Annotated in this window: 20 protein-coding genes, 1 tRNA gene and 2 pseudogenes; 13 read left to right on the forward strand and 10 right to left on the reverse strand. The window is 61.6% G+C overall.

What is annotated here, in order from left to right; genetic code table 11:
* Positions 1 to 165: 165 nt before the first annotated feature.
* Positions 166 to 738: a DUF4142 domain-containing protein gene (locus tag B2V90_RS06385; RefSeq protein WP_161731143.1), complete on the reverse strand. Its 573-nt coding sequence runs from the start codon at positions 736 to 738 to the stop codon at positions 166 to 168.
* Between the two features lie 125 nt (positions 739 to 863).
* Between B2V90_RS06385 and B2V90_RS06390 the strand changes: the two genes are divergently transcribed.
* Positions 864 to 1,298: a DUF3597 domain-containing protein gene (locus B2V90_RS06390; protein WP_161731144.1), complete on the forward strand. Its 435-nt coding sequence runs from the start codon at positions 864 to 866 to the stop codon at positions 1,296 to 1,298.
* Between the two features lie 107 nt (positions 1,299 to 1,405).
* Here the strand turns inward: B2V90_RS06390 and B2V90_RS06395 are convergent.
* Positions 1,406 to 1,669 (reverse strand): annotated as a pseudogene (locus B2V90_RS06395) (SDR family oxidoreductase); the annotation flags it as partial.
* On the opposite strand from B2V90_RS06395, the pseudogene B2V90_RS06400 reads away from it, so the two are divergent.
* Positions 1,665 to 2,600: pseudogene (locus B2V90_RS06400) on the forward strand (glycoside hydrolase family 15 protein); the annotation flags it as partial. The pseudogenes B2V90_RS06395 and B2V90_RS06400 sit on opposite strands and share 5 nt — an antisense overlap.
* Before the next feature lie 48 nt (positions 2,601 to 2,648).
* Here B2V90_RS06400 and B2V90_RS06405 read toward each other — a convergent pair.
* From B2V90_RS06405 to B2V90_RS06425, 5 genes are all read right to left on the reverse strand, one after another.
* On the reverse strand, positions 2,649 to 2,846 hold the full coding sequence (locus B2V90_RS06405) for a hypothetical protein (protein WP_137405533.1): 198 nt from the start codon (positions 2,844 to 2,846) through the stop codon (positions 2,649 to 2,651).
* On the reverse strand, positions 2,846 to 3,289 hold the full coding sequence (locus tag B2V90_RS06410; RefSeq protein WP_161731146.1) for a pyridoxamine 5'-phosphate oxidase family protein: 444 nt from the start codon (positions 3,287 to 3,289) through the stop codon (positions 2,846 to 2,848). The genes B2V90_RS06405 and B2V90_RS06410 overlap by 1 nt, the downstream gene beginning before the upstream one ends.
* A gap of 100 nt (positions 3,290 to 3,389) precedes the next feature.
* Complete coding sequence (locus B2V90_RS06415; protein ID WP_137405535.1) at positions 3,390 to 4,187, reverse strand: alpha/beta hydrolase family protein; 798 nt, start codon at positions 4,185 to 4,187, stop codon at positions 3,390 to 3,392.
* Positions 4,184 to 5,275, reverse strand: coding sequence for a DUF3182 family protein (locus B2V90_RS06420; RefSeq protein WP_228222846.1), 1,092 nt, complete (start codon positions 5,273 to 5,275; stop codon positions 4,184 to 4,186). Before B2V90_RS06420 ends, B2V90_RS06415 begins: the two co-directional genes overlap by 4 nt.
* Positions 5,276 to 5,425: 150 nt before the next feature.
* The gene (locus B2V90_RS06425) at positions 5,426 to 5,635 is read right to left on the reverse strand and encodes a hypothetical protein (protein ID WP_137405537.1); all 210 of its coding nucleotides are present in this window, start codon (positions 5,633 to 5,635) and stop codon (positions 5,426 to 5,428) included.
* Between the two features lie 148 nt (positions 5,636 to 5,783).
* On the opposite strand from B2V90_RS06425, the gene B2V90_RS06430 reads away from it, so the two are divergent.
* Together B2V90_RS06430 and B2V90_RS06435 are read left to right on the forward strand one after the other, a co-directional pair.
* Positions 5,784 to 6,542: a histidine phosphatase family protein gene (locus tag B2V90_RS06430; RefSeq protein ID WP_161731171.1), complete on the forward strand. Its 759-nt coding sequence runs from the start codon at positions 5,784 to 5,786 to the stop codon at positions 6,540 to 6,542.
* The gene (locus tag B2V90_RS06435) at positions 6,539 to 7,426 is read left to right on the forward strand and encodes an NAD(P)H-hydrate dehydratase (RefSeq protein WP_161731148.1); all 888 of its coding nucleotides are present in this window, start codon (positions 6,539 to 6,541) and stop codon (positions 7,424 to 7,426) included. The genes B2V90_RS06430 and B2V90_RS06435 overlap by 4 nt, the downstream gene beginning before the upstream one ends.
* A 588-nt stretch (positions 7,427 to 8,014) precedes the next feature.
* Here B2V90_RS06435 and B2V90_RS06440 read toward each other — a convergent pair.
* Entirely contained in the window at positions 8,015 to 8,251 is a 237-nt protein-coding gene (locus B2V90_RS06440; protein WP_150426372.1) for a DUF5818 domain-containing protein, read from the reverse strand.
* On the opposite strand from B2V90_RS06440, the gene B2V90_RS06445 reads away from it, so the two are divergent.
* Positions 8,250 to 9,428 carry an exonuclease domain-containing protein gene (locus B2V90_RS06445; RefSeq protein ID WP_293920438.1) on the forward strand — a complete coding sequence of 393 codons (1,179 nt, stop codon included), beginning with the start codon at positions 8,250 to 8,252 and terminating at the stop codon, positions 9,426 to 9,428. The two genes, B2V90_RS06440 and B2V90_RS06445, sit on opposite strands and share 2 nt — an antisense overlap.
* 137 nt (positions 9,429 to 9,565) lie before the next feature.
* Here B2V90_RS06445 and B2V90_RS06450 read toward each other — a convergent pair whose 3' ends face one another.
* The gene (locus B2V90_RS06450) at positions 9,566 to 10,924 is read right to left on the reverse strand and encodes a tyrosine-type recombinase/integrase (RefSeq protein ID WP_021226406.1); all 1,359 of its coding nucleotides are present in this window, start codon (positions 10,922 to 10,924) and stop codon (positions 9,566 to 9,568) included.
* A 186-nt stretch (positions 10,925 to 11,110) separates the two neighbouring features.
* Positions 11,111 to 11,200: transfer RNA gene (locus tag B2V90_RS06455), tRNA-Ser, on the reverse strand.
* A 135-nt stretch (positions 11,201 to 11,335) separates the two neighbouring features.
* Between B2V90_RS06455 and hspQ the strand changes: the two genes are divergently transcribed.
* The 8 genes from hspQ to B2V90_RS06495 all read left to right on the forward strand — a co-directional run.
* Entirely contained in the window at positions 11,336 to 11,707 is a 372-nt protein-coding gene (gene hspQ, locus B2V90_RS06460) for a heat shock protein HspQ (RefSeq protein WP_009820547.1), read from the forward strand.
* A 131-nt stretch (positions 11,708 to 11,838) separates the two neighbouring features.
* Positions 11,839 to 13,776 (forward strand): OPT family oligopeptide transporter, encoded by a 1,938-nt coding sequence (locus B2V90_RS06465; protein WP_266103165.1) that lies wholly within the window; start codon positions 11,839 to 11,841, stop codon positions 13,774 to 13,776.
* 71 nt (positions 13,777 to 13,847) lie between these two features.
* Complete coding sequence (locus tag B2V90_RS06470; protein WP_228222340.1) at positions 13,848 to 14,030, forward strand: DUF3606 domain-containing protein; 183 nt, start codon at positions 13,848 to 13,850, stop codon at positions 14,028 to 14,030.
* A gap of 162 nt (positions 14,031 to 14,192) precedes the next feature.
* On the forward strand, positions 14,193 to 16,994 hold the full coding sequence (locus B2V90_RS06475; RefSeq protein ID WP_228222339.1) for a TonB-dependent receptor: 2,802 nt from the start codon (positions 14,193 to 14,195) through the stop codon (positions 16,992 to 16,994).
* 71 nt (positions 16,995 to 17,065) lie between these two features.
* The gene (locus B2V90_RS06480) at positions 17,066 to 18,466 is read left to right on the forward strand and encodes a purple acid phosphatase family protein (RefSeq protein ID WP_228222338.1); all 1,401 of its coding nucleotides are present in this window, start codon (positions 17,066 to 17,068) and stop codon (positions 18,464 to 18,466) included.
* A gap of 11 nt (positions 18,467 to 18,477) precedes the next feature.
* The gene (locus tag B2V90_RS06485) at positions 18,478 to 19,548 is read left to right on the forward strand and encodes a phytase (RefSeq protein ID WP_228222337.1); all 1,071 of its coding nucleotides are present in this window, start codon (positions 18,478 to 18,480) and stop codon (positions 19,546 to 19,548) included.
* Positions 19,549 to 19,657: 109 nt separating this feature from the next.
* On the forward strand, positions 19,658 to 20,524 hold the full coding sequence (gene lgt / locus B2V90_RS06490) for a prolipoprotein diacylglyceryl transferase (protein ID WP_228222336.1): 867 nt from the start codon (positions 19,658 to 19,660) through the stop codon (positions 20,522 to 20,524).
* The coding region (locus B2V90_RS06495; protein WP_293920448.1) for a class I SAM-dependent methyltransferase at positions 20,514 to 21,442 on the forward strand (929 nt) is incomplete at its 3' end. The genes lgt and B2V90_RS06495, both read left to right, overlap by 11 nt.

The following is a 21,442-nucleotide window of genomic DNA, read 5'->3' on the forward strand; positions in this document are numbered from 1 at the left end:
GTATGAGGATGAACGCGCGATATCCTCGACGCGGCATTTGCTGGCAGGGCCAAAAGCCCCTTCGATCTGCCTCATGCAAGATCGAAGGGGCAGGGAGCCGGGTCATTGGCGATCACCGCCATGGCCCGTCCGTACACGCAGAGATTCTGAAAAAGGAACGTACGCTCAGGACTTAAGGCCCTTCGCCATGTTGAGATGTGCCGTCACGATGGGAACAAGCTTGGTAGCGAATTCCTTCAGCGAGGGAACGTCACCATTGCCAGAATATGCTTTGAGCGTGTCGAGCGTCTCCTGATGTCCCCGGGTCTGCGCTTCGATATAGGCGGCATCGAAGTCTGCCCCTTTCTTGCCCTTGAGCGCGTCGAGCGACTGTTGCTGCGCGCTGGACAGGAGCGGCTTGGGCACGATAGCTGGCGACGCAGCGCTCGCAGCCTGGCCGAGCTTTGCCGTTGAATCGGTATGCGCCTTGATCATCGACTCCGCGAATTTCTTTACGGACGCCGACTGGCTGTTGGCTTGTGCCAATCTCGAGCTTTCGATTTCGAATGTATCGCTCGCCGCTGCCGCATTGGCGAACATCTGACCTGCGCTCTCCGCAACGGGCGCCGGTTCGATGGCGTTGACACTGTTCAACGGCGCTGCCGCGGCGTTGTTGGACGTCGTATCGACCTTCTTGCCGCATCCGCCAAGTGTCAGCGCTGCCAATGATATCGCCACTGTCGCGAACTGCATCTTCATCGATCGTCTCCCGGATCATCCTCTGTCGGAACGTCAACCCGCCGCGTCCAAGCTCGTTCCCATGGGAGCCTTCTTTGCCACCCGCCGTTTGGTGATGATTGAACCATCACATGGAGGACAGGCACATGGGCATCTTCAGCAAGATCAGGGACAAGATTTTTGGTCATGACGACCAGACGGCAAGCAATGGCGCTCCTGCACCCGCCACGAATGTCCAGACGGCCAGCCCGACCCCGCCAGCCACTACGCCCGCTGCGTCGCCCGCCGCGGCCACCGCGTCACCTGAGGCAGCCTCGCTGCCGCAGGTCGATGTCGGCGCGGTTCTCTCGGCCATGGCCGACGCCAGGGGAGGCGGGGGAAATTATCAAAGTTCGATCGTCGATCTGCTGAAGCTGCTCGATCTTGATTCCAGCCTTGCGGCGCGCAAGGAACTGGCCGACGAACTGGCTGTCCATGAGGGCGCTGATGGCAGCGCCGAGCAGAATATCGCGCTGCACAGGGCGGTGATGACGAAACTCGCTGAAAATGGCGGTGTGGTTCCCGATAGCCTTCGCGACTAAGGCCTCTGGCCATGCCGCTCCTTCTTGAGGTGGCGGCCCGGCGTTATCCTGTCAGAACCATTTCTGTTGGGATGGTGGCCCCGCGGTGACGCGGGGCCATCCTTGCGTCAGGCGATCCCTGCGCCGCCGGTCACGCCATAGACTTCACCGGTGATATAGCTGCCCTCCTGCGAGGCCAGCAGCACATAGACGGGCGCGATCTCGACCGGCTGACCAGGGCGGCCAAACTGGCTCTGCTCCCCGAACGTGGTGACCTTGTCCTGCGGCTGACCGCCACTGGATTGCAGGACCGTCCAGAATGGACCGGGGGCAACCACATTTGCCCGGATGCCCTTTTCGATCAGCTGTTTGGCCAGCGCTTTGGTATATACCATCAACGCCTTCCTGCGCGTTGGTGCCCAGGCGGAGGCGAAGGCTGCTCTGACCTGGTTGCTTAAGCAAATCGAGGAAGTGGGGCCGCGCGTCTGCTATTCGATCTGGGGCGGCGCAGCTTCAGACGTCCGGACAGTCGATCTGCCTGGCTATGACCGTTCAGAGCCGGTTGTTGCTGGAAACCGCGCCACGGATCAGCGGCAGCATGGGATATATGGCGATATCTTCGAGACCGCGGCATGCTTCGTAGACCATGGCAATATCCTGGACGCGCGCAGCGCAGAGATATTGGCCCATCTCGCCGACCAATGTGCGGACATCTGGCGCCAGAAGGATAGCGGCATCTGGGAGCTTGCCGAAGAACAGCATTATACCATGTCGAAAATCAGTTGCTGGCAGGCCCTGGCTCGCGCCGTTGAACTGGCCGACGCAGGACAATTGCCGACGACCTGCCGCGATCGCTGGTCACGCGAACGGGACAGGATCGAGGCCTGGATAACGGAGCATTGCTGGTCCGAGAGCTTGGGCGCCTATAGCTTCTATCCGGGCACCGATCGCCTCGATGCGTCCCTCACCCTTGCCGTGCGCTTTGGGTTCGATGGACGGGATCGCCTGCGTCGAACGGTCGAAGCGATTGATCGAGAGCTCGGCTGTGGACCCTATCATTATCGCTATTCCGGAGCCGACAAGGAAGAAGGCTGCTTCCTCGCCTGCACCTTCTGGATGGTCGAAGCCAAAATTCTGCTTGATCAGCCTGAAGCGGCGTCCAGGGCATTTACCGAAGCCATTGGAGGGCTGGCGCCCACTGCTGGCGTATATCCTGAAATGATCGACCCTGCGTCCGGGCGCTATCTCGGCAACATGCCGCAAGGACTGACCCATCTTGCGATCATTCAGGCTCTCATGTCGCTGCAGGCTCGCAGAGGCTAGGCTCCCGAACATGGCCCAGCTTCCAGGCTCCGCTGAAACCCGCGCCGTTCAAGGCTGCTGATTATAGGATGGGCCAGTATGCTCGGTCGCGACGTTGTTGCCGGTGGCCTGATCCTGCTCAAGTTCCTCGCCATGCCAGACATTCCTCGCGACGAATATGATGATGAACAGGGCGATGATGACGCCGCAAATGAATGCGCCGGCCTTTGCGAGCCGGCGCGGCGAGGGCTTCTCATCTGACGCCATCAGTGAGCGTCCTCCAGCAATAGCTCGCCTTCCTCCTCGCCATCCCAATAATGCGCGCGCTCGCCGATCACCCGGATCAAGACAAGGCCAGGCGTCTGCGTGCCCTGCGGCCACCACCGTTCCAGGCCTTTCGTCCAATGCGCTTCGAACTGGGCCTTGTCGCGGATGAGCATGGCGGTCCCTTCCACCGCCAGAAAGAAGGGACGTTGTCCCAACAAGCCCGATTTACCCTGATAGCTTAGATTTACTGCGGGATCGGCCTTGATATCGGACACCATGAGCGTGGTTTCCTCCGTGAAAAACCAGGCGCTACCGTCATAATCGACCTCGCGGTTGTTGCTCATCGGACGCGATCCGATCGCGCCGCCACCCGTATGGGTAGCAAGCATCGCGAAATCGATCTCCTTCATTTTGCGCGACAGGTCTTCAAGCGACATGGACATGACTGTCTACTCCCATTGTTACGGCATCAACGCACGAGCAGAAACAACGAGCCACCCCACGGCGAAGCGTCGCTACAAGAACGCGTCCGCCTGGACAGGATCAGCCTTGTACGAGCTTTCTCGCCTGCGACGGCAGTTGCGCCTCTGCCTGGGCGTCCGACGATGACGGGCGGCGGCCGCCTCGGACCATCTCCTCTATCCAGGTGAGCAGCAACTGGTTGTAGGCCCGTCGGCCGCCTTCATCCCGCAGCGAATGATCAGCGCCTTTTAGAATACGATAACTCAGCGAATTGCTGTTGTGGAACGCCGACATGTAGGAGCTGATGGTGGCGTGCGGCACATAATCGTCATGTTCCGATTCAACGATCAGAACATCGCCGGCAAAGCGCTCACAAGCGGCCAGAGCCTTGTCTTCCCGGCCCGTTCGAAAGTGTGCCCGATAGGCATTGATGAGATCGCGGTCGAGCTTTGCCTTGGGCACATCCCAATGTTCGTCAGGATAGAGCGCAGGAACACGAAGCGCCAACCAGTTGACCGGGCGAGCCGCAGTCAGCAATGCCGCGAGATAGCCACCATAGCTGGTGCCAACGACCGCAATCGCCGAGGGGTCGACCTGGTCCTGCCTGACGAGAAAATCATAGGCCGCCGTCACGTCCGCAAGACCGTGCGACCGGGTCACGACATTGCGCTCTTCGGCATGTCTGGCATGGCCTCGCAGGTCGAACGTGAAGCAGATGCAGCCCAATTGGGCGATCTCTTCGGCTCTCACCATGTCCTGTTCGCGCGAACCGCCCCATCCATGGATGAAGAGAATGCCAGGGACCAGCTTGTCGGGCGACAACAAGGTTGCCTCCAGGCTCTCGCCCTCGACGTCAAAGCATAGCTGACTGCCTGTCATTCCAGCTCCATCGCATATTTTGTCATCGGTCCTGCCACGGGGTCGACACCGCTATAATAGATAATGCTGCCGTCCGGAGCGGCATCGACCTCGCCATAAATCTCCATCGTCATGCATGTCACAGCCGAGCGGCCGGCATCCCGCGCCAGGGCTTCGAACGCCGCGATCTCCGCGCCGCTCGCGCCGCCGGCGCGCCAACTCTGCTCGAGCACGCCGATGCGACGTTCCCCGTAGGAATTGACGCCCGCGGCGACATCGTAATTGCGGCGAGACGCCAGCAAATCCGGATAGAATCGTGAGACGATAGCGTCATAGCCGATCGCTTTATCGATCCCCTGCTGCAGTTCGTCAGCCAGACCCAGGCTCGCAAGCCGGTCCAGACCGCCCCTCACGACATGAAGGGTGGAGCCACCATAGACAGTCGCGCCACTGTTGTTGGTGGTGAGCCGCTGCGTGCCCCAATAGGAAATCACCTCGCCAAACAGGCGCGTCGTGCCGACGCTGTAGGTGACAACGTCATCGAGATTCTCCTCGATCACCACGCCATGCCTCGAAATGGCAGCCTGGTCGAGCTGGGCGATCGCTTCGTCCAGTTCCTTGACCGAGGTCGCGACGAACTGGCCTAGTCCGGCAGTGGCCTCGACTTCCTTCAGGCGGATCGCCGTGCGTCCGAGCATATCAAGAGCGGCGGCGCGGACCGCATCGAGAGTGAAGGCCGACCAGCCCGAAAGAACGTGAGGAGCAAGAGCCAAGCCCAGTTCAGCGCGCCATCCGGCGGGAATTGCAGGGTCGTCCCCGAGGACCGGATGCGTGATGACCTTGCTCCCGACAAAGGGAAACGGCACGACGCCACCGTAGATCTGGCTCTCAGTCTGGATGCCCAGTTTTCTTGCCGTCGAGAGATCGATTGTGCCTGTCGGAATGAAGAGCGTGTCCGCCTCGCCCCCCGAAAGCTGCTGGTCGCTCAAACTGTCATGATCGACAAATCTTGCCTCGCCGAGCCGGGCAATCCTGCGGGCAAGCTCGCTCCGTGAGGCCTTGTCATGTTCATTGTTCAGGGCGCTGGACTGCGTGGAATGGATCTTCACAAAGTGGGTCTGATGCGAGCGAGCCATTGGGCCTCACGGATTTGGAGGGGCTGCCGAGCGGCATCTTGCTACAACCCCATGCTCAGACATTTTATCCATGATCTCGCGAACCAGGCATCCCTGATTTGCGGCTCCAGATGTATAAGGGGGTCAGGGCTTTTCCTGGAATGCGCGCCACCAGGGCATCTCGCCGCTTAAATGCCCCTGATCGCCTGCAAAATGATCCATGATATCACGCATATGATCTGCGCAGGCTCGGACGAGAATCCAGCTTGGATCGCCTTTACCCTGCGTGGAAAGGTCGCGGAGGAGCGAAATTTCCTCCGCCATGAGCGTCAGCGCTTCGACATCATCACGCATGCGTGAATCCCGGCTAATATGTTCCTCTCATCCTGGTGAACTCGACACAGGAGAGAAATATCCTGATCGGCTTCATTCCCGCGCTCGCAAAGGGGATCATTTGGCCAACCCATCCATTTCTCCGAAAAGGAGAAAGGCGGTGAAGCAAATGCATTGGCCGAGGAAACTGACGGTCGTTCGGCATGGCCAGAGCGCAGGCAACGTCGCGCGGGATGCAGCCATGCAGGCCAATGTCGATCGCATAGACTTGTCCGAGCGAGACGCTGACGTGCCCCTGAGCGACCTGGGCCGCGACCAGGCCGGAGCGCTGGGACGTTGGTATGCCGGCGAGGCACCGCGTGAGCGTCCGGATGTTCTCCTTGCATCTCCCTATCGACGCGCGTGCGAGACCGCAGATCTGTTCCGTCAAGCCGGAGGTTGCGCAGGCAATGTGCCCATCTGCTTTGACGAGAGGCTGCGGGAAAAGGAATTCGGCATCCTCGATGGGCTAACATCCATGGGGATAAGCAGCATCGAACCGCAGCAAGCAGAATTTCGCAGGCTGCTAGGCAAATTCTATCATCGCCCTCCAGGAGGCGAAAGCTGGTGCGATGTCATTCTGCGACTGCGCTCCGTCATGGATACGATCGCGCTTCATCATGCGGACCGGCACGTGATGATCTTCACGCATCAAGTGGTGGTGCTATGTCTGCGGTACATCATCGAAGGCATGACCGAGGCCGAGATACTGGAAATTGACCGTGATGGCGATGTCGCCAACTGCGCCATCACCGAATATGCATTCGACGCGGAGACGGGCAAGGATGGAGGGCTATTGCTCGGTCGATACAATGTGACGGCCCCGGTCGAGCGGGAGGACATGCCCGTTACCCGCGCGCCCGATGCCATAGCCGGTGCACGCGGATGAGTTGCCAGCAGCTCGACGAGGCGTGGCTGAAGGGACATCCACTGCCAGCGATCGCGCAAGGCGCCGACAAGAACGGCCGCGGCCGCGTCCTGGTGGTTGGAGGTGCCGAATTCGTGCCCGGTGCGCTTCGCCTCACCGGCGAAGCTGCGCTACGCGCAGGCGCCGGAAAGCTGCAGATGGCGACCGTGCGATCTTCGGCCTTGTCCCTGGGCGTGCTCGTACCGGAGGCCGCCATGATCGCGCTGCCCGCCGACGAAGAGGGAGAAATCGCTCCTGCAGCAGCGGAAATATTGAAGGCTCGAATCAAGTCCTGCGACACGCTTGTCCTGGGACCAGGCATGAGCTCGGGCAAAGGAGCGCGGACATTTGTCGCCAATCTCCTCGATAGCCTCGATTTTCCTGGCAGTCTCATTCTCGACGCCGCGGCTCTGGTTTCACTGCGTGACTTCGACCCATCACGGTGGCGAGTAAAAGAGAATGTGATTTTTACGCCCCATTATGGGGAGATGGCTGCTCTTAGCGGCCTTTCAGTCGAGGAAATTAAGGCGAGGCCCTTGGCGGTAGCCATCGAAATGGCATCGCGATGGAGCGCAGTCATTCTCCTGAAAGGGGATAAAAGCTATGTGGCGTCGCCCGACGGAGAAAGTCTTGTCTATAGCGATGGCTGTGTCGGGCTCGGCACGGGTGGCTCGGGCGATGTCCTGGCTGGCCTCATCGGGGGCTTGGCAGCGCGGGGTGCACCCGCACTTCGTGCTGCTGCCTGGGGTGCCTGGGTCCATGGAAGAGCAGGAAGAACCTTGACGAAGGTCATTGGCGAAGTGGGTTTTCTGGCGCGCGAACTTGTGCCGCTTATTCCCGAAATCATCGATGGAGAACTTCAATAACCTGCTTTGAGCTGGAAGCTATCGTCAGCAGAAATGTTATGTCGACTACCGGTGAGGCTTAACAGGTGTACGTGGCCGCAGACCAGCAAGCTTTGGAGCGACAATCTGCGGCCGGTATGGGGTGAGGCAAAGGCGCTCGCGCGGTGACGTCATAGGGGCGACTAGCCCGGTCGGGCATATCTAGCCTTCCCTTCAATCAGGGTGCGTTCGGCAATGATGCCCGACTGAAGATTGCGCTCCATATGGACACCACCGGTCAGACTTGGGCGCTTGATGGAGCTGCCAATCTCGGCAGTTTGTTTTCACGCTTTCCGTAACGGAACTATTCTCCTTTATGTCCGATTCATACAATGCGAATCGATTGCATGAGCATAGCAGGATAGCGCGACCCGAAGGCTTCAAGCCTTTTACTGGCCCGCTCGGCTTTGCCGGGCGGGCCTTTGTTGTTTACGCGGCCCCTGCTTTTACAGCTGTCTTCTTGGCCCGCTCCTTCGATGCAATCGACGTCGACACAGTCGCACTGTTCCCTCGGCCGCTCGCGACCCAACCCAACCGGCTAGGAGCACCTCAAAGCGCGAATTCCTGACGCTACATGCCGATGCTACTCATCGCATGCTGGATCGGCCTCATGGCCTCGATCCAATTTACTGCCACGCTTTGTGCGCCTGTGCGAATGCCCTCGACGACAACATTGCTTTGCAGCAGATGCCCGACATCCTTCAGCTTTCCGATCTCCCAGAAAGCGCCATCACGAGCCTGGACATACAGGCTTGTCGCGCCCGCAATCAGCATGCCTTCAAGGCGGAAATATGAACCGATATTCATGTGCCTGATCTATGCGGGGCGGTATCGGATTCCATGTTTCGTGCCATATGCCGTGCGATTTCTCCGGCGATCCGAAACCAGTTTGTCATTCCGCAGGAACGAGCCCGCTGATCTTGCTGCCACCGCCCTGCTTCTCGCCTGCCAAAGCGTCTGTGTGATGTTGGACAGCAGATCATCATCGATGTCGGCATGGCTCCCAAAAGCCAATGCACATCGAAGATTGTCCGCGCCAAGGGCCTTGTGCAACGCTTTAAGCGCCGCGTATGATCCTGATATGTTCCAACCCCTTCACGCCAACCTCTCTGCCAACGCCGCGGCAACTGCACGAAATGGCGATACCGAAGAACCAGACTTCGTGGTCATCGACGTCGAGACGGCGTGCTCGCGTGTCAGCAGCATCTGCCAGATAGGCATTGTCGGCTTTCGCAACGGCGCTGTCGCGTTTGAGTATGAGACCCTTGTCGATCCGCAGGATCATTTCAGCAGCTTCAATACGCGGATCCACGGGATTGCTGCCAGCCACGTACTGGGCCAACCCTGTTTCGCTGACGTTCACGGCATCCTTCAAGCCCATCTGAATGGCCGCACGACCGTGGCCCATTCCTATTTTGACAAGGGCGCCCTCGCAGCAGCATGCCGTATAAATGATCGCGCGATGCTCGAGACCACATGGCTGGATAGTGTCCGAGTTGCCAAGCGCGCCTGGCCCGAGCTGCCCAGCCATCGGCTCAATATCGTGGCGAAACATCTGGGTATCCCGCTCAAGCATCATGATGCGCTCAGCGACGCCCGCGCGGCAGGCATGATCGTCGTGAAAGCGATCGATCATACCGGTTTGCAATTATCATACTGGCTGGCACCCCAGCCAAGAAAACGCGCAACGGCACCGCCCACGCCCGGTCCCGACGGCACATTGAAAGGTCAGCGCATTGCCATTCTTGGCGAGTCTCGCAACGGCCGCCTGGCGCAACAAATTGCCGCCAATGGTGGTCGGATCATGGCATCAGTCGGCGCAACAACGACTATGCTGGTGGTCGCAGCGGACGAGCCATTTGGCTATGTGCGTTATGACGCCGAATTCAAGAAGGCCGAAGCTCGTCGCCTGGCGGGCGATGATATCCATATCGTCTCGGCCAGCGCACTGCTCAGCACATTACCGGATCGGCGCGATGTCTGATCGCAGGACGCTTCGCCAGTGGCGCGTGTTACCTGGGCGAGGACATCTATCCAAGCGGCCATTCCATAATGTGGCGAGCACAATGGAGGGGGCCGACAGCCCCCTCCTGTCATGAAGGATTCTGCACCCGCCTTACTCTAGCGAGCAATGATCTTAGCGGAGCTGCGCCTTCGGGTGGGAAAACGAAACTCGATATCGACAGGTGGTAGCACCCGTCGACGCGATTGCGGTCCCATTGCCTTTGCGGGCAGATCAAGCAGGACTGACGGTGCGGACAAGCCGTCACTCAACATGTCAGCCCAGGCCATGGCGAGTTCCCTGCGACGGGGCATGTAGGCTGCGCGATTATACGCCCCTTCAACCTTGCCCGTAGGGACATGGGCAAGCATGAGGTCGATCACTTTGCGATCATGTTCCTTGCCTTCGCGCTCGGCCCACTCATTCATGATCGTAGAGAAGGCGGCGCGGAACCCATGAGGGACATGGTGGCCGTGGTAACCGGCCCGATTGAGAAGATAGCCGATGGCATTTTCGCTCATGGGGCGATGGGCGTGGCGGTTGCTGGGGAAAACCAGCGGTCCTTCACCCGTAAGCGGCCACACTGCCCTCAATACCGCCAATGCCTGTGGCGTGATCGGCACGAGATGATCGCCGTGGAGCTCATCCTTGCGATCGGCGTCGCCCTTCATCCTCCAGGCCGGAATGCGCCACAAGGGCTCCGAGCCGTTCAGATCCTCGAACTCATCCCACTGCGCGCCGCGCAGTTCACTGGGTCGCACCGCGGTCAGCGCGAGCAGACGAAGGGCGAGACGCGTGACGGGGCGCGCATAATCTTCCTCAGCCGTGCGGATCATCCGGCGAAGGGGAACGAGATCGGTGATTGCAGGCTGACGCCCTTTTCGCAGGGGCTTGAGGACCGCTCCCAGCTTCTCGGCAGGATCGCTCGTCGCGATACCCTCTGCGATACCATAGATGAAGACCGCTGAAATGCGCTGCCGGACGCGCTTTGCAGTCTCGATCGCGCCGCGCGCCTCGATCTCCCGCAAGACGCTCAGAACGAGCGGGGGCGTCAGCTGGGCGATCGGCATGTCACCGATGGCCGGAAACACATCCCTTTCCAGGCTGCGAATAATATCGGCGGCATGTACGATAGCCCATTGCGCTTTGGCATTCTCATGCCACGCCCGCGCGACCCGCTCGAAGGTCTGCCTGCCGGCCTCGAGCTTGGCCACAACCTTGAGTTTCCTCAGGATCGTGGGATCGTCGCCTTCCATCAGATGTCCGCTGGCCTCATCCCGCTTCGCTCGGGCATCCGCCAATCCCACCTGGGGCCAGGCGCCGAAGGCCATCGTTTTCTGCTTGCCGTCGTAGCTGTAATTCCACCGCCACAGCTTTCCCCCGCTCGGCGTCACGAGCAGGAACAGGCGATTGGTGTCGGTCAGTTTGTAGGATTTGGGGCGGGGCTTGGCCGCCCGGACTTTGGCGTCACTGAGCATCGGTCGTCGTCTCCAAAAAGTACCACGTTTTTCGACCGCCGAGACCACGAATCAGTACCACAATCACCGCAAAACGCCTGCGGAGGGCTGTGGACGACTGCGGCCGAGCTGGTGAGCCAAGCGTCAGTAATCAGGGAGAAAAAGTCGATATCAGTGGACTTCTGGAGACCCCTGCGGAGGGTCAAATGGCGGAGAGGGTGGGATTCGAACCCACGTTACGGTTTCCCGTAAACCGCATTTCGAGTGCGGCGCATTCGACCACTCTGCCACCTCTCCGCAGAAGGTTCGCAGGGCGCCTACAGCCCTGTGTTCCCGGTCGAGCGGCGGCCATTAGCGGATGAAATCGCACTTGCCAAGCGACCTTCGGGGTATTTTTCTTGTGTCGGCGCGGCGCGGCCCTAAATTGGACTTATGAAAGAGATGAGTCAGATTTTTGGCGCGGGCATGACGGCCCCGCCGATCGTCCATGCGCGCTTCAGCATCGGCGACGTGGTCAAACACCGGATGTTCGGATTTCGCGGCGTCGTATTCGACATCGATCCGGTCTTCGCCAATAGCGAGGAATGGTATGAGGCCATTCCCGAGGCCGCCCGCCCCGACAAGCATCAGCCATTCTACCATCTCCTCGCGGAAAATGGCGATTCCAGCTATGTCGCCTATGTCAGCCAGCAAAATCTGGTGACGGACGACAGCGACGAGCCGGTCGATCATCCCGCCATTTCCGGCATGTTCGGCACGTACGCCAAGGGCAAATATCGGCTGCGTGCGCTGCATCGCCACTGATCAAGGGTCTGCGCTGCCCATTCATCGCTCAAGTTTGCGATTGATCCGCGGCCCGGCGGGATTATGACCGGACCCTTGGCATGATCGACAAGGGGTGAGCGGTGGCGAACGAACAGGCACAGGCTAGCGGCATGGCCGAATTGACGCTGCGCGGCGTCATCCTGGGCGCGCTCATCACGCTCGTCTTCACCGCCGCCAATGTCTATCTTGGCCTCAAGATCGGCCTGACCTTCGCCACCTCGATCCCGGCGGCGGTCATTTCCATGGCAGTGCTGCGGCTGTTTTCCACCGGCACCATCCTGGAAAACAACATCGTCCAGACTATCGCGTCGGCGGCCGGCACCCTGTCGGCGATCATCTTCGTGCTGCCGGGCCTGGTCATCATCGGATGGTGGCAAGGCTTTCCCTACTGGCTGTCGGCCTTCACCATCGCGACCGGCGGCATATTGGGCGTCATGTATTCCGTGCCGCTGCGCCGCGCGCTGGTGACGGGGTCCGACCTGCCCTATCCCGAAGGCGTGGCCGCCGCCGAAGTGCTGAAAGTCGGTGCCGGATCGCGCGAGGGGCTGGAGGAAAACAAGCGCGGGCTTGCCGCCATCGTCGCCAGCGCCCTGTCCGCCGCCACCTTCTCGATCGTCGCCAAGACGCGGCTGATCGCGGAGGAAGCCGCCACTTTCTTCAAGCTGGGCGCGGGCGCGACGTCGGTATCGACCAGTTTTTCCATGGCGCTGATCGGCGTAGGACACCTCGTCGGCCTGTCGGTGGGCGTCGCCATGTTCATCGGCCTGCTGATCAGTTGGGTCGGCCTGGTCCCCTATCTGACCGCGCCGGTTGCTGCCGGTGCCGATCTCAGCACGGTGGTTGGCACCATATTCAGCACCAAGGCGCGCTTTATTGGCGCGGGAACGATCGGCGTCGCCGCCATCTGGACCCTGCTCAAGATTCTTGGCCCCATCATCAGCGGCATCCGCTCCGCGCTCGCCGCCAATGCCACGCGCAAGGCGGGCAATGCCGGGCTGCTCGACATTACCGAGCGTGACCTGCCGATCGGCATCGTCGCCGGCACGATCGTCGCCGCGATGCTGCCCATTGCCCTCTTGCTCTGGGTCTTCGCGCAGGGCGGGCCAATCGCCCTCAACCCCGTGCCGGTGATCGGCCTGACGCTGGCCTATGTGCTGGTGGCGGGCATCGTCATCGCGTCGGTCTGTGGCTATATGGCGGGCCTGATCGGCGCATCGAACAGCCCGATTTCGGGCGTCGGCATCCTCGCCGTGCTGGGCGCGTCGCTGCTGCTGGCCGCCATTTACGGGTCGGGTGGCGACGAGGGACAGACGCAGGCGCTGATCGCCTATGCCCTGTTCACCACAGCCATCGTCTTTGGCATTGCGACCATTTCGAACGACAATCTTCAAGACCTCAAGACCGGGCAGCTTGTCGGCGCGACCCCGTGGAAGCAGCAGCTTGCGCTGGTGCTGGGCGTCATCTTCGGCGCTTTGGTGATCCCGCCAGTGCTGGATCTGCTCAACAGCGCCTTCGGCTTTGCCGGGGCGAGCGGCGCGGGCGCCAATGCGCTGCCGGCCCCGCAGGCCGCTCTCATTTCGGCGCTGGCCAAGGGCGTGTTGGGCGGCGATCTCGACTGGGGCCTGATCGCCATCGGGGCGGGCATCGGCGTCGTCGTGATCATCATCGACGAAGCGCTGGGCCGCGCGGGCAAGCTGCGGCTGCCGCCGCTGGCCGTGGGCATGGGCATTTACCTGCCGATGGCGCTCACGCTGCTGATCCCAGTCGGCGCGGTGATCGGTCATATCTATAATCGCTGGGCGCTGCGGCAGGCGAACCCGGAATTTGCCGAGCGCATGGGCGTGTTGATGGCGACCGGCTTCATCGTGGGCGAAAGCCTGTTCGGCGTCGCCTTCGCCGGCATCGTCGCGGGAACCGACAGCGATGCGCCGCTGGCGCTGGTCGGGGAAAGCCACTGGGCGGTGCCCTTCGCCATCCTAATCTTTGCTACGGTGATCGCGGGCCTCTATGCGCGCCTGCGGGGCTGGGCCAGCCGCCCCCTGTCCTAAAGGGAAGGGGACATGGCGCGCCTTTTATGCGTTGCTTCTTTTCAAAGGCAACCAGGGAAACGCGCCGGACAATGACGACAGGGGAAAGCCGCAGGACACCGCAGGATCTGACATATGTGTCCTTGGAACGGGAGGAAGACAGGCTGTACTGGACCAACCGGTTCAACGTGTCGGGCGATGAGCTGGCCGAAGCGGTCGAAACCGTCGGGAACGACGTCGATGCGGTCGCCGCCTATCTCAACGTCGGTCGCTGAATTTACCGCTTACTTTTCCGGGCGTTCACGTAACTGCAACCGCAATTACATTTTTCCGTCATCGTGATGGAATGAAGCTGTCGCAATAATCTCCGATGGGCCGGACAGCCGGCAAGCGCGCGCACATGGGGCGCAACGCTACGGCAACAGGGAGATTCCAACATGAACCGCCTTTTCCGCGGCGCGAGCCGCGCTGCCCTTATCCTTGCGCTCTCCATGCCCGCCGCCGCGATCGCCGGCACGATCAGCGGCACGGTGTCGGACGGCACCGGAACCCGCGCCCTTCAATCAACGCAGCTGACCATCGTCGAACTGGGCCGCATCGCCGAAGCCGGCCGCGACGGGTCCTACCGCTTCCCCGACGTCGCGCCGGGCACCTATACGATCGAGGCGCGCTATGTCGGCGCCGACCCGGTCCGCACCACCGTCGTGGTGCCGGCGACCGGCGACGTGGATGCTGACATCCGCATCGGCTCCAATGTCGACGCATCCATCATCGTCGTCGGCCAGGTCGCCAACCAGGCGTCGGCCCTGTCGCGCCAGCGCGCTGCCGATGGCGTTGAAAGCGTGCTGACCCGCGACGCGATCGGCCAGTTTCCCGACCAGAATGTCGCGGAATCGCTCCGCCGCCTGCCCGGCATCAACATATTGAACGATCAGGGCGAAGGGCGTTTCGTATCGGTGCGCGGTCTTGATCCCGAACTCAACGCGGCGTCGGTCAACGGCGCGCGCCTGCCCGCGCCGGAAAGCGATGTCCGCTCGGTGGCGCTGGATGTGGTGCCGTCCGAACTGATCGAATCAATCGAGGTTAAGAAGTCCCTGACGCCCGACATGGATGCCGACACGATCGGCGCCTCGATCGAGATCAACACCACCAGTGCCTTCGACCGCAAGAAGGACCTGTATTCGGTCAAGCTAGAGGGCAGCTACAACGATTATTCGGGGGAAGTCACGCCCAAGGGCAGCGTCGATTTTTCGACCCGTCTGACCGACAGCTTCGGTGTGTCGGGCGGTTTCAGCTATTACAAGCGCAAGTTCGAAACCGACAATATCGAGGCGGCTGACTGGACCACCAGCGAAGACGGCATCGTTTATGCCGAAACGATGGAATATCGCGACTATGACGTCACCCGCAAGCGGATCGGCGCGACGCTCAATTTCGACTGGATGCCCAGCGACACGACCAAGCTCTATGCGCGCGGCATCTACAACCAGTTCGACGACCAGGAATATCGCCGCCGCCTGACCTTCGTTCTGGACGAAGAACCCGCGTCGGGCGATGCCGACAGCGCCTTTTTCACTGATGAGGATGGCCGGATCGAAGTGCGCCGCGACCTCAAGGACCGGTTCGAACGCCAGCGCATCAAGTCGATCGTGCTGGGCGGCACGACCGAAACCGGCCCGTGGAAGCTCACCTATTCGGCCAGCTGGTCGGAATCGACCGAAAAGGAAGCCGGGTCGATCGACCCTGTCCGCTGGCGCGCCCGGTTCGACGGCGATGGCGTGGATGTGAACTTCAACTATGACGACCCGCGCGTCCCCCTGTTCGAAGTGACGAGCGGCGCCGACCTGTTCAACGATCCGTCGGAATATAGCTTCAACCGCATCGAACAGACGGTGCTGTCGGACTCGCGCGATCGCGAATATGCGTTGAAGGGCGATATTTCCCGTGCCTTCGTCACCGACAGCGGCACCTTCACCGTGCAGACAGGCATGAAGGCACGCTGGCGCAAGAAAAGCTATGATTTCACCATGGCCTATTATGGCGATGGCGACCTGGAATTGGGCGATGTGCTGGGCGACCAGACCTATCGCCTCGCCAATCTCGGCCCACTGCCCGCCAAGGGCGCGGCGAGCGACTATTTCTACGCCAATCCCGGCGCCTTTGAACTCGACCCGATCACCAGCGCCTATGAATCGGCCGCGCCCGATTACAGCGCGACGGAAGACATTCTGGCCAGCTATCTGCTCGGTCGGTGGGACAGTGATACGGTGCGCATCATCGGCGGCGTCCGTGTCGAACAAACGCGCAACGCATTGCGCGGCAACCTGACGCAATATGAGCTGGACGACGAAGGCGAAGCGACCGGCGTCGTGACCACGCCTAATGTCTTTACCAAAAACTACACCAACTGGCTGCCCAGCCTGACCGCGCGCTTCGAACCAAGCCGTGGTCTGGTGCTGCGCGCGGCGGGTTATAAGAGCTTGGTCCGACCCAAGCTGTCGCAACTGGCGCCGCGCTTCCTTCTGGACGAGGACTTCGCCGCCGAATTCGGCAACCCCGACCTCAAACCCTATCGGGCATGGAACCTCGATGCATCGGCAGAATGGTATTTCAGCGGCAACGGCGCGCTGACCGCTGGTTTCTTCTGGAAGTCGATCAAGGATTATACCGCAGAAATCCGCGACTTCACCGACGGCACCTATAATGGGGTCGCCTATAGCGAGGCGCGATATTTCGTGAATGGCGACACCGCCAAGGTGAAGGGCGTCGAATTGTCTTACAGTCAGGTGTTCAGCTTCCTGCCTGCGCCGTTCGACGGGCTGCTGACGAACCTCAATTACACCTATACCGACGCCACCGGCCGCATCACCAGCTATGATGATGACGACAATGCCTATAGCCGCAAGATCGCCCTGCCCAATGCGTCCAAGCATACGTTCAACGCGGTGCTGGGCTATGAAAAGGGTCCTCTCTCGCTGCGCGCGGCGGGCACCTACCGCAGCAAATATCTTGATGAGCTGGGCGATGGCCCCGACAGCGACCGGTTCGTGGACAATCACTTCCAGCTCGACCTGTCGGCGAAATATAAGCTGCTGCCGGGCGTGCGTCTGTTCGCGGACTGGGTGAACGTCAACAACGCCAAATATTATGCCTATCAAAACTACGGCGGTGCGCGTCGCCTGCTGCAATATGAGGAATATAACTGGACGGTGAAGTTCGGCGTGTCGGCCAGCTTCTGATCCTTTAACTCTCCTCATCTCTGCCGGCCGCCGCGCGCGGCCGGCAGTCCTGTTTTCATGAAGGGACGCGCATGATCCGTCTTTCTTTCGCAGCGCTGCTGCTCGGCTCGGCGCTGCCGGCAATGGCGCAACCTGCGTCTCAGCCCTCCGTTCCGCGTTCGGCCGGCACCCCTTATGCCGCGCGCACCCTGCCCGACCGGATCATGCTGACGCCCGCGGCAGACCCATCCCGCGGCATGGCGGTGAGCTTCCGCACCGATATCGCCCAATCGGCGAGCGAGGCGCAGATCGCTATTTCGGTTGATGGTCCCACGCTGGAGGAAAAGGCGACGACCGTCACTGGTCCCGCCGGCGTGGCCAAGGACAGCGCCAATGGCCCGGCGCTCTATCACCAGATTCGCTTCACCGACCTGACGCCGGACACCGTTTATGCCTATCGGCTCAAGGGCAGCGCGGGCTGGAGCGAGTGGTTGCAATTCCGCACCGCCGCCACGCAGGCAAAGCCCTTTCGCTTCCTGTATCTGGGCGACATCCAGAACGGCATCCTCACCTATGCCAGCCGCGTCATCCGTCAGGCCTTCCATGCCAATGGCGGCATCGAGCTGGTCCTGCACGCGGGCGACCTCGCTGCCCAGCGCGACGATCTGGATCATGACGACGAATGGGGCGAATTCAATCAGGCCGGCGGCTATAACTGGTCCATCGTCCCGCAACTGCCCGCGACGGGCAATCACGAATATATCGACGTGACGCTGCCCAATGGGCAGGAAAGCCGTACGCTCGGCCCTTATTTCCCCCTGCAGTTCGCCTTGCCCGACAATGGCGCGCCCGGCGTCGGGACCACCTATTTTGTCGATTATCAGGGCGTGCGGTTCATCGTCATGGACGGCACGTCGGCCATCGAACTGGGCACCATGGCGCAGCAGACCCGCTGGCTGGACCAGACATTGGCGTCCAGCAAGGCGACATGGAACGTCGTGCTGTTTCACCAACCGGTTTTCACCTGCGCCCGACCCGATGATACGCCAGAGATCAAGGCGGCATGGCAACCGGTTTTTGAAAGCCGCAAGGTCGATCTGGTGCTGCAAGGCCACGACCATTGCTACAGCCGCCTGACGTCCGAGGCGGGGCGCGCAGCGTCAGCCGAGGTGCGAGCGGATGGCGCGGTTCAGGGACCGGTCTATCTCGTCTCCGTCACGGGTTCGAAAATGTACGGCCTTAACGACCGCGCCCGCACCCAGCCCGACAAGACCGCCGAAGCGACCGAACTTTACCAGATCGTGGATGTGGCGGGCGACCGGCTGGCATTCCGCACCTATACAGCGTCGGGCAAGCTCTATGACGGGTTCGACCTGCACAAGCGCGCCGACGGCAATCACCTGACGGACACGACCGAGCCGACCATCGCTCAGCGCACCTGCACTGGCAATGTCGGCCCGGACGGGGGCAAATGCGTCGCCCGCGCCAAATGAGGAGCAGTAGCATGAAGCGTGTCATTCTTCCCCTGACCGGCCTGCTCGCGCTTGCGGCCTGCGCGACCGCGAACCAGGACGTGCCGGTCAAGGTCCGCATCGCCAATGCGACGCCAGCCGTTTCCGTCACCGCGCGCGGCGAAACCGCGCCGGTCGGCACCGCCAATGCCGACGCCGCCGACGACCCCGCAATCTGGCGCAATGCTGCCGATCCCGCGCAGAGCCTGATCGTGGGCACCGACAAGAAGGCCGGGCTCTACGTCTATGGTCTGGATGGCAAGACCCGCGACTTTCTGGACGCGGGCCGCGTCAACAATGTTGATCTGAAGGATGGCGTCATCATCAACGGCGCGCTGGGCGTGCTGGTCGCCGCGTCCGATCGCAGCGATGTCGCCCATGCCAGGGTCGCGCTGTTCCGGCTCGATACCGCGACCGCGAAGCTGACCGCCATCGGCAAGGTCGATGGCGGCACGGGCGAAGCCTATGGCCTTTGCCTGGGCCGCGATGACAGCGGCCTGTCGGCCTTCATCGTGCTGAAGGACGGGACCATCCACCAGATTGCGGTCGACACGTCGGGCGCGGCACCCACCGGGCGTATCGTGCGCACCATGAAATTGAGCAGCCAGGCCGAAGGCTGCGCAGTCGATGACCGTACGCACACCCTTTATGTCGCCGAAGAGGATGTCGGCCTGTGGCGCTTCGACGCGCGCGCCAATGGCGCGACCACGCCGACGAAAATCGCCGCGGCGGACGGCAAGAACCTCGTCATGGATGCAGAGGGCGTGGCCATCGCGCCGATCGGCGAGAAGGACGGCTATGTCATCGTGTCGAGCCAGGGCGACAATGCCTATGTCCTCTATCGCCTGCGCGACGACGCCTATGTCGGCCGTTTTCGCGTCGTCGATGGCCAGGTTGGCGGGTCGGAGGAAACCGACGGCATCGAAGTGATGCTGGGCGATTTCGGCCCGGCCTATCCCGGCGGCCTCTTCGTCGCGCAGGATGGCCATAACGCGGCGGCCGCGCAGAATTTCAAGCTCGTCGCCTGGGACGATATCGCCAAGGCGCTCGGCCTGCCGCATTGACGCAAGGAGAGGGAGGTAGTCACAAAGACGCCCCCCTCCCCACAGCCCCTTGGTCTGACGCTGCCCTTGCTCTATGGGGGCAGGCCTGTCCAATTTGAGGGAAGCCGATTTGATCCTGGACCTTGCCGCGGCCGCTTCGAGTGCCATCCACTTCAACGATCTGGGGCTTGATCCGGTTGCCCTCGACCTCGGCTTCTTTCAGCTGAAATGGTATAGCCTGGCCTATCTCGCCGGCATCCTGATCGGCTATTGGTATCTGCTCAAGCTGGTCGCGCAGCCCGGATCGCCGATGGCGCGCCGTCATGCCGACGACATGATCTTCTATGCAACGCTGGGCATCATCATCGGCGGGCGGCTCGCTTACGTGATTTTCTACCAGCCTGAAATTCTGGCCAATCCGCTGGACATTTTCAAACTGTGGAATGGCGGCATGTCCTTCCATGGCGGCGCGGTGGGCGTGTCGCTCGGCATCCTCTACATGGCGCGGAAGGAAAAGCTGAGCTGGCTGCGGATCCACGATTATGTCGCCTGCGTCGTGCCCTTCGGCCTGTTCTTCGGCCGGCTCGCCAATTTCGTGAATGGCGAATTATGGGGCAAGGGGACAGACGTGCCCTGGGCGATCGTCTTTCCCACCGGTGGCGACGTCCCGCGCCATCCCAGCCAGCTGTATGAAGCAGGGCTGGAGGGCATCGTCCTGTTCCTGATCCTGGCATTTGCCTTCTGGAAGACCAAAGCACGCTACAAGCCGGGCATGCTGGTCGGCATCTTCCTGCTGGGCTATGGCTGTTTCCGCTTCGCCGTCGAATATTTCCGCGAAGCCGATGCGCAATTAATGGAATTTGCGGCGCGCACCGGGCTGCATATGGGTCAGTGGCTCTGTATTCCGATGATCCTGGCTGGCCTCTATTTTATCCTGACCGCCAAGGGCCGGCGCCTGCGCGTCGAACCGGTCGCAGGAAGCGCCAGTGTCGCCTGATCCGCTGCCGCTGGCCGACAGGCTGGCGCGGCAGATCGCCTCTGGCGGACCGATTTCGGTCGCCCATTATATCGCCGAGGCAAACCAGCATTATTACGCCACGCGCGATCCCTTGGGCGCGGAGGGCGATTTCACGACCGCGCCGGAAATCAGCCAGATGTTCGGGGAGCTTGTCGGGCTGGCGCTGGCCGACATCTGGATGCGGTCGGGCCGAAGCGGGCAGGCCGCCTATGTCGAACTCGGCCCCGGACGCGGCACGCTGGCGTCCGATGCCCTGCGCGCGATGCAGCGCGCCGCCCTGGCGCCGCCAGTGCATCTGGTGGAAACCAGTCCAGCGCTGCGCGGCCGGCAACAGGCGCTGCTGCCCACCGCGATCCACCATGACACGATCGCCAGCCTGCCCGATCAGGGGCCGCTGCTGGTTGTCGCCAATGAATTTTTCGACGCGCTGCCCGTCCGCCAATGCATCCGGGTGGGTGACGAATGGCGCGAGCGGGTGCTGCTGCCGCGCGAAGAGCCGGGCCGCTTCATCGCGGTCGCAGGCTATCGCCGCATCGAATCGGGCTTGCCGCCGATTGCGGCGGATGCGCCCGACGGTGCGATCCTGGAATCGCCGATCGCAGCCGCGGAAATCGCCTATGCCCTGGCGCAGAAGATCGCGCGGCAGGGCGGCGCGGCGATCATCGTCGACTATGGCTATGAAGGGCCGGCGCTGGGCGACACGCTTCAGGCGGTGAAGGCGCACCGGTTCGCCGATCCCTTCGCCGATCCGGGCGAGGTGGACCTCACCACCCATGTCGATTTCACCATGCTCGGCAATATGGCTCGGCAGGCGGGGCTGCGCGTTCATGGCCCGGTGGGTCAGGGCAGCTTCCTGCGCCAGCTGGGCATCGACGCCCGCGCCGCGCAGCTGGCCGC

The sequence above is a fragment of the Sphingobium sp. UBA5915 genome (assembly GCF_002431195.1).
GTDB classification, from domain to species: Bacteria; Pseudomonadota; Alphaproteobacteria; order Sphingomonadales; family Sphingomonadaceae; genus Sphingobium; species Sphingobium soli.

Coding starts and splice junctions, on each gene's coding strand:
- B2V90_RS06445 (WP_293920438.1), top strand. CDS start 8,250: ATGTGCCTGATCTATGCGGGGCGGTATCGGATTCCATGTTTCGTGCCA.
- B2V90_RS06435 (WP_161731148.1), top strand. CDS start 6,539: ATGAGTTGCCAGCAGCTCGACGAGGCGTGGCTGAAGGGACATCCACTG.
- hspQ (WP_009820547.1), top strand. CDS start 11,336: ATGAAAGAGATGAGTCAGATTTTTGGCGCGGGCATGACGGCCCCGCCG.
- B2V90_RS06465 (WP_266103165.1), top strand. CDS start 11,839: ATGGCCGAATTGACGCTGCGCGGCGTCATCCTGGGCGCGCTCATCACG.
- B2V90_RS06390 (WP_161731144.1), top strand. CDS start 864: ATGGGCATCTTCAGCAAGATCAGGGACAAGATTTTTGGTCATGACGAC.
- B2V90_RS06415 (WP_137405535.1), bottom strand. CDS start 4,187: ATGACAGGCAGTCAGCTATGCTTTGACGTCGAGGGCGAGAGCCTGGAG.
- B2V90_RS06480 (WP_228222338.1), top strand. CDS start 17,066: ATGATCCGTCTTTCTTTCGCAGCGCTGCTGCTCGGCTCGGCGCTGCCG.
- B2V90_RS06475 (WP_228222339.1), top strand. CDS start 14,193: ATGAACCGCCTTTTCCGCGGCGCGAGCCGCGCTGCCCTTATCCTTGCG.
- B2V90_RS06405 (WP_137405533.1), bottom strand. CDS start 2,846: ATGGCGTCAGATGAGAAGCCCTCGCCGCGCCGGCTCGCAAAGGCCGGC.
- B2V90_RS06410 (WP_161731146.1), bottom strand. CDS start 3,289: ATGTCCATGTCGCTTGAAGACCTGTCGCGCAAAATGAAGGAGATCGAT.
- B2V90_RS06450 (WP_021226406.1), bottom strand. CDS start 10,924: ATGCTCAGTGACGCCAAAGTCCGGGCGGCCAAGCCCCGCCCCAAATCC.
- B2V90_RS06440 (WP_150426372.1), bottom strand. CDS start 8,251: ATGAATATCGGTTCATATTTCCGCCTTGAAGGCATGCTGATTGCGGGC.
- B2V90_RS06470 (WP_228222340.1), top strand. CDS start 13,848: ATGACGACAGGGGAAAGCCGCAGGACACCGCAGGATCTGACATATGTG.
- B2V90_RS06385 (WP_161731143.1), bottom strand. CDS start 738: ATGAAGATGCAGTTCGCGACAGTGGCGATATCATTGGCAGCGCTGACA.
- B2V90_RS06485 (WP_228222337.1), top strand. CDS start 18,478: ATGAAGCGTGTCATTCTTCCCCTGACCGGCCTGCTCGCGCTTGCGGCC.
- B2V90_RS06425 (WP_137405537.1), bottom strand. CDS start 5,635: ATGCGTGATGATGTCGAAGCGCTGACGCTCATGGCGGAGGAAATTTCG.
- B2V90_RS06430 (WP_161731171.1), top strand. CDS start 5,784: ATGCATTGGCCGAGGAAACTGACGGTCGTTCGGCATGGCCAGAGCGCA.